The organism is Nocardia sp. 2TAF39 (genome assembly GCF_052114905.1).
In the GTDB taxonomy this organism is placed as follows: domain Bacteria; phylum Actinomycetota; class Actinomycetes; order Mycobacteriales; family Mycobacteriaceae; genus Nocardia.
In genome coordinates, this window is sequence record NZ_JBFRFQ010000007.1 from 48,441 (window position 1) to 63,750 (window position 15,310).

At 68.3% G+C, this 15,310-nt stretch carries 16 protein-coding genes; 11 read left to right on the top strand and 5 right to left on the bottom strand.

Translation table 11 applies throughout. The annotated features are described in order from the left end of the window. Positions 1-23: 23 nt before the first annotated feature. From AB4Z47_RS06430 to mnhG, 7 genes are all read left to right on the top strand, one after another. Positions 24-1,316 (top strand): hypothetical protein, encoded by a 1,293-nt coding sequence (locus AB4Z47_RS06430; RefSeq protein ID WP_441948639.1) that lies wholly within the window; start codon positions 24-26, stop codon positions 1,314-1,316. A gap of 112 nt (positions 1,317-1,428) precedes the next feature. Then, positions 1,429-4,335, top strand: coding sequence for a Na+/H+ antiporter subunit A (locus tag AB4Z47_RS06435; RefSeq protein ID WP_441948641.1), 2,907 nt, complete (start codon positions 1,429-1,431; stop codon positions 4,333-4,335). Beyond that, positions 4,332-4,715 (top strand): Na(+)/H(+) antiporter subunit C, encoded by a 384-nt coding sequence (locus AB4Z47_RS06440; RefSeq protein WP_441948643.1) that lies wholly within the window; start codon positions 4,332-4,334, stop codon positions 4,713-4,715. The genes AB4Z47_RS06435 and AB4Z47_RS06440 overlap by 4 nt, the downstream gene beginning before the upstream one ends. After that, positions 4,712-6,325 (top strand): Na+/H+ antiporter subunit D, encoded by a 1,614-nt coding sequence (locus tag AB4Z47_RS06445; RefSeq protein WP_441948644.1) that lies wholly within the window; start codon positions 4,712-4,714, stop codon positions 6,323-6,325. Before AB4Z47_RS06440 ends, AB4Z47_RS06445 begins: the two co-directional genes overlap by 4 nt. Next, entirely contained in the window at positions 6,322-6,894 is a 573-nt protein-coding gene (locus tag AB4Z47_RS06450) for a Na+/H+ antiporter subunit E (protein WP_441948646.1), read from the top strand. The genes AB4Z47_RS06445 and AB4Z47_RS06450 overlap by 4 nt, the downstream gene beginning before the upstream one ends. After that, a complete protein-coding gene (locus AB4Z47_RS06455) occupies positions 6,891-7,151 on the top strand; it encodes a monovalent cation/H+ antiporter complex subunit F (RefSeq protein ID WP_441948648.1) in 261 nt (86 codons plus the stop codon). The genes AB4Z47_RS06450 and AB4Z47_RS06455 overlap by 4 nt, the downstream gene beginning before the upstream one ends. Further along, a complete protein-coding gene (gene mnhG / locus AB4Z47_RS06460; protein ID WP_441948650.1) occupies positions 7,148-7,483 on the top strand; it encodes a monovalent cation/H(+) antiporter subunit G in 336 nt (111 codons plus the stop codon). The genes AB4Z47_RS06455 and mnhG overlap by 4 nt, the downstream gene beginning before the upstream one ends. Positions 7,484-7,489: 6 nt before the next feature. Here mnhG and AB4Z47_RS06465 read toward each other — a convergent pair whose 3' ends face one another. The 5 genes from AB4Z47_RS06465 to AB4Z47_RS06485 all read right to left on the bottom strand — a co-directional run bounded on the left by AB4Z47_RS06465 (position 7,490) and on the right by AB4Z47_RS06485 (position 11,885). Continuing rightward, positions 7,490-8,848: a DUF5933 domain-containing protein gene (locus AB4Z47_RS06465; RefSeq protein WP_441948652.1), complete on the bottom strand. Its 1,359-nt coding sequence runs from the start codon at positions 8,846-8,848 to the stop codon at positions 7,490-7,492. Positions 8,849-8,924: 76 nt separating this feature from the next. Further along, positions 8,925-10,070 carry a glutamate--cysteine ligase gene (locus tag AB4Z47_RS06470; RefSeq protein WP_441948654.1) on the bottom strand — a complete coding sequence of 382 codons (1,146 nt, stop codon included), beginning with the start codon at positions 10,068-10,070 and terminating at the stop codon, positions 8,925-8,927. Between the two features lie 11 nt (positions 10,071-10,081). Continuing rightward, positions 10,082-10,765 (bottom strand): superoxide dismutase[Cu-Zn], encoded by a 684-nt coding sequence (gene sodC, locus AB4Z47_RS06475; protein WP_441948656.1) that lies wholly within the window; start codon positions 10,763-10,765, stop codon positions 10,082-10,084. Positions 10,766-10,927: 162 nt separating this feature from the next. Then, the gene (locus AB4Z47_RS06480) at positions 10,928-11,479 is read right to left on the bottom strand and encodes a LytR C-terminal domain-containing protein (RefSeq protein WP_441948658.1); all 552 of its coding nucleotides are present in this window, start codon (positions 11,477-11,479) and stop codon (positions 10,928-10,930) included. Between the two features lie 49 nt (positions 11,480-11,528). Further along, positions 11,529-11,885: a DUF3263 domain-containing protein gene (locus AB4Z47_RS06485; RefSeq protein ID WP_441948660.1), complete on the bottom strand. Its 357-nt coding sequence runs from the start codon at positions 11,883-11,885 to the stop codon at positions 11,529-11,531. A 185-nt stretch (positions 11,886-12,070) separates the two neighbouring features. Here AB4Z47_RS06485 and AB4Z47_RS06490 point away from each other — a divergent pair, with 185 nt between their 5' ends. The 4 genes from AB4Z47_RS06490 to AB4Z47_RS06505 all read left to right on the top strand — a co-directional run bounded on the left by AB4Z47_RS06490 (position 12,071) and on the right by AB4Z47_RS06505 (position 15,264). Next, positions 12,071-12,661: a peptide deformylase gene (locus tag AB4Z47_RS06490; protein WP_441948662.1), complete on the top strand. Its 591-nt coding sequence runs from the start codon at positions 12,071-12,073 to the stop codon at positions 12,659-12,661. Next, positions 12,651-13,643: an N-acetylglutamate synthase, CG3035 family gene (locus AB4Z47_RS06495; protein ID WP_441948664.1), complete on the top strand. Its 993-nt coding sequence runs from the start codon at positions 12,651-12,653 to the stop codon at positions 13,641-13,643. The genes AB4Z47_RS06490 and AB4Z47_RS06495 overlap by 11 nt, the downstream gene beginning before the upstream one ends. A 35-nt stretch (positions 13,644-13,678) precedes the next feature. Continuing rightward, complete coding sequence (locus tag AB4Z47_RS06500) at positions 13,679-14,494, top strand: exodeoxyribonuclease III (RefSeq protein WP_441948665.1); 816 nt, start codon at positions 13,679-13,681, stop codon at positions 14,492-14,494. Between the two features lie 143 nt (positions 14,495-14,637). After that, positions 14,638-15,264, top strand: a complete 627-nt coding sequence (locus tag AB4Z47_RS06505) for a TetR/AcrR family transcriptional regulator (protein ID WP_441948667.1) — start codon at positions 14,638-14,640, stop codon at positions 15,262-15,264. Positions 15,265-15,310 lie beyond the last annotated feature (46 nt).

Sequence of the window (15,310 nt, forward strand, 5' to 3'; positions counted from 1 at the left end):
GAACGCAGGTATCTTCGACAACCGTGCGCGGGATCGGCGAGGCGGTCGACGCGGCAACGGCCTTCATCGGAGCCGCGGTCGCGGGCATCACGCTGTTCCTGCCCGTCGCCTTCACCGCGCCGACTCCGACGACGCAGCAGCGGATTTCCGGCCTGATGAACAGCGGGGCGCGCGGCGCGGCGCTGGCCGTGATCATCGCCGTCACGGTGTCCGTGCTGGTCACCACCACCACACGCCCGGTGACGGGGTGGGCGACGGCACTGGCCGGCGCAGTAGGTCAGCTGATCAATCACGTCGCCGGACGCAGTGCATCCTCGGCGGACATCCTGACCACAGTCGACTACGTCGACTCGGTGTGTGCCGCGGTGCTGCTGGGCGCGCTGGGTGCCGTGGTGCTGCGCAGACCGCTGCCCGCCGCGGCGTTCGCGGTGGGCGCCGTCGGATTCTCCTTCTTCGACGATCTCGCGGAGCTACTCGCCATCGACACCGATCCGTACGCGGTGCTGGAGAGCCCACCGCGCTGGTTGATCGGAGCGACCGTCGCTCTGCTGGTGTTCAGCACCCTGCGCAACTGGTCGCGGACCGAGGAGCCGAAGACGCCGCGGATGGCGATCGAGCTGCCGGTGACCCCGATCATTGCGGCAATGGTGCTTGCGCCGGTCGTGCTGGCAGGCACCGAATGGCTGGGCCGCCAGTACAGCAAGATGCCCGACGAGCGCCACGTGGTCGAGATCGGGATCACGATCGCCGCGACGCTCGTCGCCGCGACCGCCGCAGCCATGCTGCTGCCCGGCCGGGACGGTGTCGGCGTGTATCTGGCCGTGAGCCTCACCACCGCCGTCGACGCGGTGGGCTACGCGGTCCAGCCGAAGTGGGTTGTGTGCATCCTCATCGCGCTGACCGCTCTGGGCGTCGCCCTCGGCGCCCGGCTGCCCTCGGCGGCCATCGCCATCCTGTTCGTCGTGGGTATCGCGGTCTTCGCGCTGGTCACCTCGACGGCGGCCAGCCGAGTCGGCGCCGCGACGATCAGTGTCGTCATCGCGTTGACCGCGGGCTACTGCTGCGGAACCGCACGCCCGCACTATGCGCCGAGCGGCGTGCTGGCGATTGCCGCGCTCTATCTTCCCTCGGTCGCCTCGGTGCTGCCGTACAAGGTCGACCACGACGTGCCGGTCCATGACGCGACACCAGGATGGGCTGCACTTGCCATCGTCATCGGTTGCGCGGTCGGGCTCGCCGTGCTGCGCCGGCTGAGACCCCGCACCAAGCGGCTCGAAAAAGGCCAACCAGAGAGCGAACCGGTAGCGGACATATAGCTCCAATGGAAGCGGGATGACTGATGCCATACCCACCCGTCCAGCGAAAATAACCAGCCTCCACGTAGGATTGTGCCGAACACCCCGCCGCCCCTACTCGACGGAGTGCAGTTTGCTCGCTATTTTGCTCGCTCTTGCCGCGACCGCCGTGGTGGCGCCGCTGTGGGTACGGGCACTGGGGCGCAACGCTTTCTACGTGCTCGCGTTGGTCCCGCTCGGCTGTCTGGGCTGGGTGGCCGCGAATTGGTTTGACCCACAGCACGTTCGGCTGGCGTGGGCGCCGAGCATCGCGATGAACATCGATCTGCGCTTCGACTCGCTCGCCGCCGTGATGTGCGCGCTGATACTCGGCATCGGCACGCTGATCCTGGTCTACTGCGCCAGGTACTTCGAGGACGACGAGCCCAGGCTCGGGGTGTTCGCCGCCGAGCTGGTCGGCTTCGCCTGCGCCATGTTCGGGCTGGTCACCAGCGACAACATGCTGCTGCTCTTCGTCTTCTGGGAAGCGACGACGATACTGTCGTTCCTGCTGGTCGGCCACAACGCCGAACAGGCGGCCAGCCGCAGGGCCGCGATCCAGGCCCTGCTGGTGACCGCCGCGGGCGGGCTGGCGATGCTGGTCGGCATCATCATTCTGGGCGAGGCGAACGACAGCTACCTGCTCTCGGATCTGCTGGCCGGGGCGCGCCCACCGAGCGGTGTCGCCGTGAATATCGCCGTGGCGCTGCTGCTGGTCGGCGCGCTGAGCAAATCCGCGGTGGTGCCACTGCATTTCTGGTTGCCGGGCGCGATGGCCGCGCCGACGCCGGTGAGCGCGTACCTGCATGCCGCGGCGATGGTGAAGGCCGGCGTGTACCTGGTCGCCCGGCTCGCGCCGGCGTTCGCAGCGAACCCGGTGTGGCATCCGCTGGTGCTCAGCCTCGGCTTGGTGTCGATGCTGCTCGCCGGCCTGCGGTCCCTGCAGGTCGTCGACCTGAAGCTGGTGCTGGCGTTCGGCACCGTGAGCCAGCTCGGGTTTCTGATCGTGCTGGTCGGGATGGGCACGCCGGGCGCAGCGCTGGCCGGGGTGACGATGATCGTCGCGCACGCGCTGTTCAAGGGGTGTCTGTTCATGGTGGTCGGGATCATCGATCACGGTGCGGGCACCCGCGATCTGCGGCGACTGTCCGGACTGGGGCGCCGAGCCCCGGTGCTGTGCGGCACCGCTATCCTCGCCACGCTCAGCATGGCCGGTATTCCGCCGCTGCTCGGCTTCGTCGGCAAGGAGAGCGCGCTGAGCGCCGTCCTGGACGCGGACGTGCTCACCGGAGCGGCCCGCGTCGCGGTAGCCGTTGGGGTGGTGCTCGGTTCGATGCTGACGGTAGGCTACAGCGTTCGGTTCGTGTGGGGTGCCTTCGCGGACAAGCAGGTCGCGGGAGAACCCGCCCCGGGCATCACTCCGGTCGCCCACCACCCGAGCGAGCAGCCGGATGCCACGAGCACCACCGCCGACGGCCGCATCGGCTGGCACCCACCGGGCGCGCTGTTTCTCGGGCCGCCCGCGATCCTGGCCGTCGCGGGTCTCGCGGCGGGACTCATGGCGTCCCGGCTGGACAGAGCGTTCGCCCCGTACGCCGAAACGCTTGCTGGACCGTTGGTTTCGCGTCTAGCACTGTGGCACGGATTTGGCGTTCCGCTGGCGCTGACGGTCCTGATCATCGCCGCGGGCATCCTGCTGTACCGGCTGCGCGACCGCCTCGTGGAATCGGCGCACCCGCGTTTGGGCAATGCCGACCGAGCCTACGACGCCACGCTGCGTGCGATGGACCGGCTGTCGCTGCGGATGACCGGCGCCGTGCAGCGCGGCTCGCTGCCGCTGAGCCAGGCGACGATTCTCGTCACCCTGATCATCCTGCCGAGCGTGCTGCTCGCGCTCGGCAGCCGCACCGAAGTCGCTCTGCGCCTGTGGGATTCACCGCTGCAGGTGGTTATCGGCGCGATCATGGCGGCGACGGCGATCGCAGCGACGGTGTTCCGCAATCGGCTGGCGAGCGTGCTGGTCGTCGGGGTCACCGGCTACGGGTGCGGCGTGATCTTCGCGCTGCACGGCGCACCCGACCTGGCGCTGACCCAATTCCTCGTGGAGACACTGACTCTGGTGATCTTCGTGCTGGTGCTGCGCGCCTTCCCCGCGACGATCGAGGAGAGCAGGACGGCCGCGTTCAAGGTGCACCACCGGGCCATTCTGGCCACGGTGGTCGGCACAGTGGTCGCGGTGCTCGCTGCGTTCGCCGTCGCCGCGCGCACCGCTGAACCCATCTGGCACCGGATCCCCGATGCCGCATACCGATTCGGCGGCGGCAAGAACGCGGTCAACGTGCTGCTGGTCGACCTCCGTGCCTGGGACACGCTCGGCGAGATCTCGGTGCTGGTCGTCGCCGCGACCGGGGTGGCATCGCTGGTGTTCCGCAGCAAGCGTTTCGGCACCGCGCCGCGCGCGACGGATTCCCCCGACTACGACCCGGATCTGGTGAGCTGGCTACCCGCGGGGCGGCTGGTCGACCGGGCCGAACGCTCGATGGTCCTGCAGATCACCACCCGGCTCGTCTTCCCGACCATCATGGTCCTGTCGGTCTACTTCTTCTTCTCCGGCCACAACGCGCCCGGCGGCGGTTTCGCGGGCGGGCTCACCGCAGGCCTGGCGCTGACGCTGCGGTATCTCGCAGGCGGGCGCTATGAACTGGGCGAGGCGCTACCTGTCGACGCCGGGCACATCCTCGGCGCGGGCCTGTCCTTGGCCGCAGGAACCGCCGTCTCGTCGCTACTGCTCGGAGCACCGCCGCTGTCCTCGGCGATCGTCGAGCTGACGCTGCCGGTGCTCGGTCACGTCAAGCTGGTCACCGCCCTGTTCTTCGACCTCGGCGTCTATCTCATCGTCGTCGGCCTGGTCCTCGACGTGCTGCGTAGCCTCGGTGCGCGGCTGGACAGCGAGCTGGACGAGGCCGAGCCGACCTCGGCGAAGGGGGGTCCCGGCAAGTGAGTGCGAATCTGACGCTGCTGGCTGTGATCGGCATCCTGGTCGCCTGCGGGGTGTATCTGATCTTGGAACGCGCCGTGTCGAAGATGCTGCTCGGGTTGATCCTGTTCGGTAACGCGGTGAACCTGCTGATCCTCACCGCGGGCGGCGCCGACGGCAAGCCACCCATTCGGGACGATGCCGACGCCGCGCACCAAGAGATGGCCGATCCGCTGGCTCAGGCCATGGTGCTCACCGCGATCGTGATCACCATGGGCATCGCGGCGTTCGTGCTCGCGCTGGCCTACCGCTCCTACATACTCACCACCACCGAAGACGTGGCCAACGACCAGGAGGACGTGGACGTCGCCCGACGACGCGACGCAGAGGACCCGGAAAAGTGAGCCTCTCCCCCGATCTGCTGCCGATCCTCGCGCCGCTTCCAGTACTCGTCCCGCTGCTCGGCGCCGCAGCCACGCTCGTCTTCGGGCGCAGGCCACGCACCCAGAGCGCGGTCAGTCTCGGCGCGCTCGCCTGCGTGGTCGTGATCTGCGCTCTGCTGCTGTTTCTCGCCGACCGGGACGGCACCACCGCGCTGCAGGTCGGCAACTGGGAGGCTCCGATCGGCATCACGCTGGTGGTGGATCGGCTCTCCGCCGCGATGCTGCTCGTCTCGTCCATCGTGCTGCTGTCGGTCGCACTGTACGGCGCGGGCCAGAACATCCGCGACGGCGGCGTGCGGCAGCCGACCTCCATCTACCGGCCCACGTATCTGGTGCTGACGGCGGGCGTTTCGATGGCCTTCCTGGCCGGTGATCTGTTCAACCTGTTCGTCGGCTTCGAGATTCTGCTCGCTGCCTCGTTCGTGCTGCTCACCGTCGGTGCGACGGCGGAACGCATCCGCGCGGGCGTGTCGTACGTGATGGTCTCGACGGTCTCGTCGCTGATCTTCCTGACCGGTATCGGACTGGCCTACGCGGCCACCGGAACGCTGAATCTCGCCCAGCTCGCCGTCCGGATCGGCGCGGTCCCGGAGGGCACGCGCACAGCGATCTACGCGGTGCTGCTGGTGGCGTTCGGCATCAAGGCGGCGGTCTTCCCACTGTCCAACTGGCTGCCCGACTCCTATCCGACCGCCCCCGCTCCGGTCACCGCGGTGTTCGCCGGTCTGCTCACCAAAGTCGGTGTGTACGCGATCATCCGGACACACTCGCTGCTGTTTCCCGACGGCGGCTTCGACTCGGTGCTGCTGGTGTGCGGCCTGCTCACCATGCTGGTCGGCATCCTCGGTGCGATCGCGCAGAGCGACATCCGCCGTCTGCTGTCGTTCACGCTGGTCAGCCACATTGGATACATGGTGTTCGGGGTCGGGCTCGCCAATACGGCCGGGCTGTCGGGCGCGGTGTTCTATGTGGCGCACCACATTCTGGTGCAGACATCGCTGTTCCTGGTGGTCGGCCTGATCGAGCGGCAGGCCGGATCGACCTCGCTGCGCAGACTGGGCGGGCTTGCGGCGGCGAGCCCGCTGCTCGCCGTGCTGTTTCTGGTTCCCGCGCTGAATCTCGGTGGTATTCCGCCGTTCTCGGGGTTCATCGGCAAGGTCGCGCTGCTGCAAGCCGGGGCCGAGCAGGGCAGCGCGCTGGCCTGGGTATTGGTCGGCGGTTCCGTGCTCACCAGCCTGCTCACGCTCTATGCCATCGCACGGGTGTGGAGCAAGGCGTTCTGGCGCCCGCGCTCGGAGGCACCCGAAGGACACCTCACCGCGGCGAAACCGCCCACACTGATCGAGGATTCGACCGACGTGCGGTACGACGAGCGGACCGACCCCGGCCGGATGCCGCTGCTGATGGTGGTGTCCACCGCGGCGCTGGTCGCGGTCGGTCTGAGCCTCACGGTGCTGGCCGGTCCGATCCTCGATATCGCCGACCGAGCCGCGGTCGATCTGCGCGACCCCGGCGTATACATCGGCGCGGTGCTCGGTGATTCGCCGGACGACCCTGGAGCGTTGCGATGAGCACCGGGCAGCCACGCGGTGGGCGGCGTGAAACCATCGTGCGGATCGGTATCCTGGCCTGGCTCACCGTGGTCTACGTCACGCTGTGGGGCGATCTCAGCGTGGCGAACCTCCTGGCCGGGGTGGTGGTCGGTGCGCTGATCATGGTGGCGCTGCCACTTCCCAGGGTGCCGGTGTCCGGGCGGCTGAATCCGCTTCCGCTCGTCGAAGTGGTCGTGATCAGCGCGTACTACGCGCTGGAGTCGAGTCTCCAGGTGGCCTGGTTCGCGATCCGCCCAGCCCCGCCGCCGGTGTCCGGGGTGCTGCGGGTGTATCTGAGCACGAGATCGGATCTCGTGCTCGTGCTCTGCACCGACGTGCTCAACCTGATCCCCGGCACCATGGTGCTGGAAATCGACCGCAGACGCTGTGTCGTCTACGTCCATGTCCTCGACGTCGGCAGCGACGTGGCCGTGGACAAGTTCTATCGCACCACCCGCCGCCTGGAACGACTGCTGGTCAACGCGCTCGAGCGCCCGACCGGCCGGCTTTCTGCCCGACCGACATCACCTCCGGAGGTGACCCCGTGACCATTGTCGCCATCGTCTCCGCCGTCCTGCTGGCGGCGGCTGCCGTGATCACCATCTACCGCGTCGTAGCAGGACCGAGCACTCTGGACCGGGTAGTCGGCATCGACTCGCTGATGGCCACCGCCGCCTCCGGACTGGCCGTGTGGGCGGCCTACAGCGTCGACACCGCCGTAGTTCCCGCGATCGTCGCGCTGGCACTGGTCGGGTTCCTCGGCTCGGCCGCCGTTTCCCGCTTCCGGGTGCGTGACGACACATGAACCTCTGGCACGTGCTCGCAGGCATCCTGATCCTGTCCGGCTCGACGCTCGCGCTGACCGCCGCGATCGGGATCGTGCGCTTCCCCGACACGCTGACCCGGATGCATGCCGCCACCAAACCTCAGGTGATCGGGCTGATTCTGGTGCTTGCGGGGGCCTCGATCCAGCTGCGTGGACACGGCAACGTCTGGACGCTGGCGCTGGTCGGCGTGTTCACCCTGCTCACCGCCCCGGTGATCGCCCATCTCATCGGCCGCACCGCATATCGCGAACAGCGCGACCGCGACGGGCTGCTGCGCGTCAACGAGCTGCGTGACGACGATGTCGACTGACGGCGCTCAGGGCGCGGCGGGCTGAACTTCCCGCTCGGCCCGCTCCGGCATCCTCGTGCCCGCGAACCATGTCGCGTGGAACACCGCGGCCAGTCCGGCGAGCAGCCCGAGCACGACCGTGCCCGCCAGCACCGGGTATTCGGCCATCGGCACGGCGAGGTAGCGGTAAGACAGCAGCAGGGCGGCCAGCACCGCCACGCCACCCGCGACCAGCTGAATCCGGAACCATCCCCAGCCTCGCTCCGGCGCACGCAGCGCCGACTCGACGGTCAGACACAGCACCGCGCCCGCGACGAGGTCGACGCCGTAGTGGTAGCCGAAACCCAGGGTCGCGGACAGCGTGGCCAGCAGCCAGAACGCGCCGCCCCAGCGAATCCAACGCGGCGCGGCGGCGCCGTCGGTGTCGCGGCGGGTGTGCAGGAAGACCGACAGCGCCCAGGCGGTGTGCATGGAGGGCATGCAGTTGCGCGGCGTCGCCGCATCGAACGGCATCGGCATCGGACTCCGGTCGATCGGCGGCACCACACCCGGCCAGTAGTTGCCCAGCTGCAATCCGTGGCCGTCGGGTCCGAACGCGAACATCGGCCCCACAACCGGGAACAGCACATAGACGATCGGACCGATCAGCCCGAGTACCAAGAAGGTGCGCACCAGATAGTGCGATGGCCACCGGCCCGACGAGACGACTCGGCGCAGCTGCCACACCGCAACGACGATCGCCGCCACCGGCAGCTCGATGTAGACCCAGTGCAGCACCGCGTAGACGACCGGGCCGAGCGCGTCGAGCGCCCTGCCGAGTACCCAGGACGGGTCACCGAGCGCGTGGTCGGCCAGGATCACATACTCGTCGAGCACCGTCGGCCTGCTGATCACCGTGATGTGCAGCCACACGTCGCCGACCTTGGTGGCCAGAACGAGCAGTGCGCCGAGCGCGGCGGCGTGCAGCGCGTCGCGCCGTTCGGCACCCGCCCAGCGCAGCCAGGCCACCGCAGCCAGCGCGGTCAGCACGATCACCGGGCCGTTTCCGATCCCGAACGGCTCCCCGGCCAGCAACCGGATGCCCGCCCACACCACGTCGATGGTCACCGCGGCGCTCAGCGCGACAATCCGGCGCCGGGCCGAAATGCCCACCAGCGCAAGGAGCAATCCGGCCCACGGCACCGACATGGATTTGGGTGTACCGACGTAGTCCCGCCAGAGACTGTCCAGTGGGCCTTCGACCCCGTGCAGTTCCGCGAAGACCTGCAACGCGATCAGCAGAACCGGCACCGCGGCGATCGCCGCCGGGATCCACGCCCGGGTCTGTGGCGCGCGCCTCGGCGGCACCGCGCTTCCTACTCTGGAACCCGGGTCTTCGACTAGCATTCGACCATAGTAAACAGGGGGTGAACGCCATCCCCCTGACCAGCTGAACAGCAGCCGACCTACGCGCGGCGTGACGCTAGTGGCTCAGCTCCTCGACCAGTGCGTCCACCACAGCGACCAGATCGCCCTGATGCGCCGCGGCTACCCGGCGCTGCCGCTGGTAGGACGCCCCCCGCTTGGGGATCTCGGCGACAAGCGCCAGCTCGTTCGCGCAGCCGAGCCGATTCGCTGTCGGCTCCAGGCGGTTCAGCAGATCGTCGAGGTCGTCGGTGACCAGCCGCTCGTTGCTGTCCGCGTCGGTGATGATGATCGCGTCCAGGCCGTAGCGGGCAGCCCGCCACTTGTTCTCCTGCACGTGCCAGGGCGGGAGAACGGGCAGCGTCTCGCCGTTTTCGACGCGGCGATCCAGGTCGACGATCAGACAATGGATGAGCGAAGCCATGGCGGCCAACTCGGCGCGGGTAGAGATCCCGTCGCACACCCGCACCTCGATCGTGCCCCACTTCGGCGCGGGCCTGATGTCCCAGTGCATGCCGCCCAGCTGCTCGAACACGCCGGTCTTGAACTGATCGTGCACGAAATGCTCGAACTGCGTCCAGTTTTCGAACTGGAACGGCAGTCCCGCGGTGGGCAGCTGCTGGAACATCAGCGTCCGGTTGCTGGCGTAGCCGGTGTCCGATCCCGACCACATCGGCGAGGACGCCGACAGCGCGAGCAGATGCGGATACGACAGCAGCATCGAGTTCAGGATCGGAAAGACCTTCTCGCGGTGGGAGACTCCGACGTGCACGTGCACACCCCAGATCATCATCTGGCGGCCCCACCACTGGGTGCGCTCGATCAGTTCGTCGTAGTGCTGCGAGCGGGTCAACTGCTGGGACGACCATTGCGCGAACGGATGGGTGCCCGCGCAGAACAGATCGACGCCGAGCGGGTCGGCGACGCGGCGGACGGCGTTCATCGTGCCGGTCAGATCGTCGACCGCCGCACCGACGGTATCGTGCACGCCGGTGACCAGCTCAACGGTGTTGCGCAGCAGCTCCTTGGTGACCTGCGGCGTGCCGTCGTGGGCGCGCAGATCACCGACCGAGTCGAAGACCGCCGCAGCCGTATTCGACAGATCGCGGCTCACCTTGTCGACGAGCGCGATCTCCCATTCCACGCCGATAGTGGGCCGGGGCGAGCCATGGAAGGGAACATGTTCGATTCCTGCCCCGGCCATGTGGCACCGCGCTACTGGATGACGCCACAGGCGACGCGGCCACCCGCGTCGCCGGTCGCCAGCGTCGTGCTGTCGGGGCCCGCGGCGCCGTCGGCGCGGACATAGCGGCTGGGGATGTTGCCGAAGTTGTCGGCGTCGGCGTGGACGATCAGGGCCTTGCCCTTGATGTCGTCCAGCGTGACCGAGTCGGTGGTGGTGACCAGCTTGCCCGTGCCGTCCCCGCGCACCTCGAGCGAGGTCAGATCACCGCTGGCCGGGTGCGCGGTGGCGCCACCGACCTGCAGATGGCCCCCCGCCGAGAGGAAGTCGCCCGCCGGACCGCCGGTCGGCGCGACCGAGTTCGCCTCGCACTTGCCCACCTGGTGCACGTGCAGGCCGTGGAAGCCGGGACGCAGCCCGTGCGCATCGACAGTGACCTGCAGGTGGTTGCCGTCCTTGGCGAAGTTCGCGGTGCCGACCGAAACACCGCCGGCGTCCTTCAGTTCGACCTTCACCCCGGGTTCGGTGTTCGCGCTGCCGTGCTCGGTTCCCGACTGCCCCGCCGGGCCGGGCGAGGGGGTGAACACCGGCGGAGTCGTTCCCTGGACGTTGCTCGACTCTTGGCTGTTCGAACAGGCAGCGAGGCCGAAGACCGCGACCGCAAGCACCGGGGTCACAGTCCACCAGGACGGGCGACGAGTTGAGTACGGGGCCATCGGGGAACTCCTTTACGAGTGCCGAGTTTACGAGTAAAGCTGTGTGGACACGTTCGTTACCGGACAGATGATGCCACGCCCGACACGTCATGCCCGGACAGGGCCGTGTGCCGTCGCGGAACCTCGATCCGCCCGTAATGCGCGTGCGGGCGGTCCCACCGGTCAGTTACCCGTGACGATCACAGTTACACCCGGCGCGGAATCGCCGATCCCGCTCGACTTCGGCGCGATCTCGGCGCCGATCTCGTCCGCGATGGTCCGCGCCGCCTCCCGGTCACCGGGCGAAGTCCCGTAGTACACCGTGGTTTTCGCGATATTCGTACCGGGATAGTTCCCGGTTTCCGCGATCGTCCACCCGTTCGCCGACAGCTCGCTCGCCGTTTTGGCCGCGAGCCCGGCGATCATGCTGTTGTTCAGCACGCGCACCGGCACCGAACGGCCCGCCGTGGTGGTGGTCGAGGATGTGGTCGTGGTGCCGGCCGGGGTCGGCGCCGCATTCGTCGTCTTCGACGCGGGCGTGCCCGCGGGAACCTGTGGTGCCGCCGTCGCACTCGAGGTCGCTGACGGACTGGTTCCCGACGCGTCGGTATCGCCGGTTTCGGAATTCGACAACGACATAGCGCCGAGGCCCGCGAACACGATGGCCAACGCGATCAGCACCATCGCCAGCGCACGCAACGGTGGCCCACCGGAGGTGGGGTTCGGGTAGCTCACCCGCTCGAGCCTAGTCGCACATCATGGGTCCAGGTCCGCATCGCAGCGGTTACACCTGGAATCCGAGCCGGCGCGCGGCCCGCGCCTTCTGCCTGCTCGCGCGCAACCTGCGCAACCGCTTCACCAGCATCGGGTCGACGGCCAGCGCTTCCTGCCGGTCGACCATCGCGTTGAGTACCTGGTAATACCGGGTCGGCGACATGCCGAACATTTCCCGGATGGCTTCTTCCTTGGCCCCCGCATACTTCCACCACTGTCGCTCGAAGGCGAGGATGTCGTGTTCGCGACGACTCAGACCGTCGCCATCGCCCTGCTCCGGCCGGGCGGAGAGCCCTACGGTGACATCTTCGCCCGCGGAAAGGCCGTCCTGGGTCGCGGGAAGATCCCGAGCCGCTGCGCCGTCCATCTCGCTCCCTCGCCGAGTAACCACCTGACGAAAAATGGTGCTTGTACGTCGCGGATCATACAACCACGAGAGCCAGGGATCGCCCGGTCCAGGACGCGGCGTGTTCGCTACCTGTCGGTAGGTGCTATCTCGTCGGTCCGGCACCCGAGCGGCCGGGGCAGCGACGTCACGGCCATAATTGCCGCATGGCAATCCTCCCGATCGTGATCGTCGGCGACCCGGTTCTGCACAATCCGACCGAGCAGGTCACCCAATCGCCGGAGGAATTGGCTCCGCTCATCGCGGACATGTACGAGACACTCGACGCGGCCCACGGTGTCGGCCTCGCGGCCAATCAGGTCGGCGTCGCGCTGCGCCTGTTCGTCTACGACTGCCCAGACGTCGGTGCGGACGGCACCGCGACCCGCCGCCGCGGGACGGTGATCAACCCGGTGCTGGAGACCTCCGAGATCCCGGAGACCATGCCCGACCCGGACGACGACGAGGAGGGCTGCCTCTCGGTGCCCGGCGAGCAGTACCCCACCGGCCGCGCCGACTGGGCCAAGGTGACCGGCATCGACGAGCACGGCAATCCGGTCGAGCTGGAGGGCAAGGGCTTCTTCGCCCGCATGCTCCAGCACGAGGTCGGACACCTCGACGGCTTCCTCTACGTGGACGTGCTGGTCGGCCGCAATGCGCGCGCGGCGAAGAAGGCGATCAAGCGGAACGGATGGGGTACACCGGGACTGAGCTGGCTGCCCGGCACGGTTCCCGACCCGTTCGGGCATGACGACTGACGAGCTCCCGGATATTCCGCTCGGCCGCCGTGTGGTGCTGCGCTACCGGCTACCCGCGGGCTATCCGCAACCGCTGACCGACGTGATCGGCGAACTCGTCTCCTTGGATCCGCCGACCGTGCACTCCGCCGACGGACGGGTCGTCTCGGTGGCGCCGGACCGGGTGATCGCGCTGAAAGCCATCGGCCCGAGGCCGATTCGCACCAAGGAGATCCGCGCACTGGAGACCGCCGCCGCCTACGGCTGGCCGGGAGTCGAGCACGCCTGGATCGACGGCTGGCTGGTCCGCGCCGGCCACGGCTACACCGGTCGGGCCAATTCCGCTGTGCCGCTGGGCAGCTCCGCGGAACCCGCAAGCCTCGGCGCGGAAACATTGCACCGGATCGGCGAGTGGTACACGGCGCGCGGACTGCCCACACAGCTCGCGTTGCCCGACCGCCTCGCCCCGATTCCGGCCGGCTGGCCCAGCTGGCGGGAGACCCTGATACTTGCCGTCGATATCGACAATTTCGTGCTGCCGCAGGGGCCTTCGATGGTGCGCTTCGCGGCGGAGCCCGATGCCGACTGGCTGCAGATGCATCGTCACAGCGGTGATATCCCCGGGACGCAAACGATTTCGGCGCCGGTACCCGAGGTGCTCACCGCGGTCCACAACGGCGAACTGGGCTTCGCCTCGCTCGGCTTGCCGCGGCCCATAGCGATCGGCCGTGGCGCGCTCACCACCGCACCGGACGGACGCCACTGGATCGGCCTGAGCTGCGTGGCCGTGGCAGCCGCGCATCGTAGGCACGGCCTCGGCTCGCTGGTCTGCGCCGAGCTGGTCCGTTGGGGCAGCAACCGCGGCGCGACGCATGCCTATCTTCAGGTGGAGGCGACGAACGCGGCCGCCCGCGCGATGTACCGCGACCTGGGCTTCGTCGAACACCACGCCTACCGCTACGCGGCTCCGACGGCCCTCGCCGAACCCCGCGGCCTGCGGTAGAACGGACCTGTCACCGCTTACGAAGGAAGGCCCCAGTGCGTCTCGCCACCTGGAACGTCAACTCGATCCGCTCCCGGCTCGACCGTGTCGCGGACTGGCTCGACCGCCAGGACATCGACGTGCTGGCCATCCAGGAGACCAAGTGCCGCGACGACCAGTTCCCGTTCGAACGGTTCGACGAGCTCGGTTACGAAGTGGCCCATCTCGGCATCAACCAGTGGAACGGAGTGGCGATCGTCTCCAGGGTCGGCCTCACCGACGTCGAACTCGCCTTCCCCGACCAGCCGGGGTTCGACAAGGACGCGGGCGAATCGCTGATCAGCGCGCCGGTGGTCGAGTCGCGGGCGATCGGGGCGACCTGCGGTGGCGTGCGGGTGTGGAGCCTGTACGTCCCCAACGGCCGCACGCTGAACGACCCGCACTACGCCTACAAGCTGGCATGGCTTGCCGCGCTGCGCGACAACGGCGCGCGCTGGCTGGCAGAGGACCCGAGAGCGAAGATCGCGCTGGTGGGTGACTGGAACATCGCGCCGACCGACGCCGACGTGTGGTCGGTCGAATACTTCGCCGACAAGACCCACACCTCGCAGCCGGAGCGGGATGCGTTCCATGCCGTCGTCGACGCCGGGTACGCGGACGTCCTGCGCCCCTTCGCTCCTGGTCCGGGCACCTACACCTACTGGGACTACACCCAGCTGCGTTTTCCGCGCAAAGAGGGCATGCGCATCGATTTCATCCTCGCCTCCCCGGCGCTCGCCGCCACCGCGACGGACGCGATGATCGACCGCGAAGAGCGAAAAGGCAAGGGCGCCAGCGATCACGCCCCGGTGATCGCCGAATTCACTGCGTGATACCGACATTCGGGTATTACCAGGTCCAGATAGCTCGAGGCACCAGATGCGCGACACTCGGCTGTCATTCATCAGTGTAGGAATTCATCTTCGCCCGCCGGACCAGCGATAACCGTGTAACTGACGCTGATACCTTGGTCGGCATGGGTAGCGATTCGGCCGTCGAGCCACGCCAGCGGGCGCAGCATCTCGGCCCGGAACGACGCCGCCCACAGGTTCTCGACACCGCGCTGGCCATCGCCGTGGAGAACGGCATCGCCGCGGTCACCATGGTCGCGATCGCGGAGCGGATGAGGGTGACACGGCCGGTGGTGTACGCCTGCTTCGCCGATCGCGTCGAGCTGATCGACGCGCTGATCCAGCGCGAGGAGGGCTACCTGGTCAGCGGGGTGCTCGAGGTGGCGACGCCGCGCGACGTGGACGCGAATGAGACGGTGTTCGTCGAGGGTTTCCGTGCACTGTTGGCGAAGGCGGCGGGACGGCCCGACGCCTGGCGGCTGATGTACGGCAATCCCGATCCCGCCGTGGCGGATTCATTCGGGCGCGGGCGCGCGCTCGTCGTCGAGCGGTGCACCGAACTGCTGCGTCCCACGCTGCGCGCCTGGGGCACCGAGGACGCCGAGCGCAAGCTGCCGGTGTTGGTCGAGCAGTGGGTGTCCGCGGGGGAAGGCGCGGTGCGGGCGCTGCTCGCCGACAAGGACAACTGGACAGCACAGGAGCTAGGAGCTTTCGTCGGCGCCGCTGTCTACCGCGCCCTGCGTCACGCCTGAGCGAAACGACCATTATTCGGTCACAGTCACTACGATAGGAATCAAC